The sequence below is a fragment of the Kitasatospora sp. NPDC002543 genome (assembly GCF_053594915.1).
Window position 1 is genome coordinate 1 of sequence record NZ_JBSFWR010000227.1, and the last position, 1,708, is coordinate 1,708.

Sequence of the window (1,708 nt, forward strand, 5' to 3'; positions counted from 1 at the left end):
TGGTCGAGGCCCTGCGGGCCGTGCGGGCCGCCGTCGGCCCCTCGCCCGGCCGCCGGCCGGCCGAGGACGCGCCCAGAGCAGCGCGGCCCGGGCCGGGAAGGCCAGCAGCGCGATCAGGGTCGCGATCAGGGCCGCCAGCACCGCGCGCTCCCACCAGACGGTGGGCAGCAGCACCAGGGCGAGGACGGTGCCGAGCGCGGCGGCCGGCAGCACGGTGACCGCGCCCTCGGCGAGCAGCCGCCGCAGCACCCCGGCGAGGGAGCCGCCGCGCGCCCGGAGCAGCCGGATCTCCGCGGCGCGCCGGTCGGTGGTGAGCGCGGCGGCCAGGAACAGCACCACGGTGGTGACGCCCGCGGCGCCGGCCGGGCCGATCGTGCTGAGCGGCAGCGTGGCCCGGTAGCGCGCGTCCGCCTGGGTGAGGATCTCGGGCAGGCTCGAGGAGGTGCGCAGGTCGGTGCGACCGGTCTCGCGGACCAGGGCGGTGGCGTCGCGCCCGGTCAGGAAGGAGGTGACGACGCCGCGGGTCTCGTCGATCCGGTCGGCGTGCAGCGAGGCGGGGTCGACGGACAGCCGCCAGAAGCTCTCGGCGGTCGAACCCCAGCGGACCATCCCGGCCACGCCGCCGTCGCCGACGAACCCGGTGGTGAACCAGCGCTCGTGCTCGGGCTGGGTGTTCAGGCAGGCGCGGTCCGGGCAGCCGAGGTCGTCCCAGAACGGGTCCTGGGGGTCGTTGAGCCGGTAGAGGCCGACCACCACGGTGGTCCGTGCGGCGCCGACGTCGTCGATGCCGTTGTCGATGACGTCGCCGAGCTTGATGTGGATGGTCTCGGCGGACTTCTCGCTGATCACGATCGGCAACGGACCGTCGGCGGTGCCGACGGTCGGCCAGGTGCCTTCGGTGAGGGTCGCCCGGGCGGGCAGGTCGTGCAGGTAGAGCAGGCCGAGGTCCGGGTAGGGCTGCTTGTCCGAGAGGTGGGCGTACCCCGGGTTGGCCATGGAGTGGCTGCCCAGGGCACGGGCGCCGTAGGCCAGGTTGCGCCGGTCCAGCGTCAGCTGCCCGCCGACCTGCTCGACGATGTGCCGCTGCACCCGGTCCAGCGAGTCGGCGGTCTCGTCGTCCCTCGTCTTGGAGGCGGTCTGCAGGCTGGTCGGGTGAAGGCCCTTCTGGCGGACGAAGTCCTGGAGCGCCGCGTCCGCGCCCCGGTCCGTGACGCGGGGGAAGGCGGCCGCCAGGAAGACGGTGACGAACGCGAGGGCCGCCATGAGCAGCGCGGCCAGCGGGTTCGCCCGCAGCCTGGTGCGGACCCAGCGCGCGGGGCGGTGGGCGGAGTCGGCGGTGGGCACGCGGGTGCCGGCCTGGGTGGTCACATCTCCTCCACGTGGCGCAGCCTGGCGGCGACGTCTCGGCGGCGGCGTCCGATGAGGAAGGCCGACAGCAGCGGGGCGACCGCGATTCCGGCCGCGAAGAGCAGGGCCTGGCCGACGGGCAGCTCGACCAGGGCCTCGGGCAGCGGGCGCCGGGCGGCGGGCGTCAGGACGACGAACGGGACGATCAGATGGGTGAGCAGGGCGCCGAGCACCAGTCCGACGGTCCCGCCGAGGCCGACCAGCAGCGCGTTCTCGGCGGCGACGGTACGGGCGACCTGCCGGCGCGGCGCGCCCAGGGCGAGCAGCAGCGCGGAGTCCCGGGAGCGCTCGTGGGCGGAGC

At 75.8% G+C, this 1,708-nt stretch carries 2 protein-coding genes; both read right to left on the minus strand.

Annotation, left to right across the window (positions count from 1 at the left end; genetic code table 11):
- Window positions 1–1,368, minus strand: a 1,368-nt coding sequence (locus ACWD4P_RS38125; protein ID WP_449782809.1) for an ABC transporter permease, incomplete at its 3' end; no start/stop codon positions are given.
- Window positions 1,365–1,708, minus strand: a 344-nt coding sequence (locus tag ACWD4P_RS38130) for an FtsX-like permease family protein (RefSeq protein ID WP_449782810.1), incomplete at its 5' end; no start/stop codon positions are given. The genes ACWD4P_RS38130 and ACWD4P_RS38125, both read right to left, overlap by 4 nt.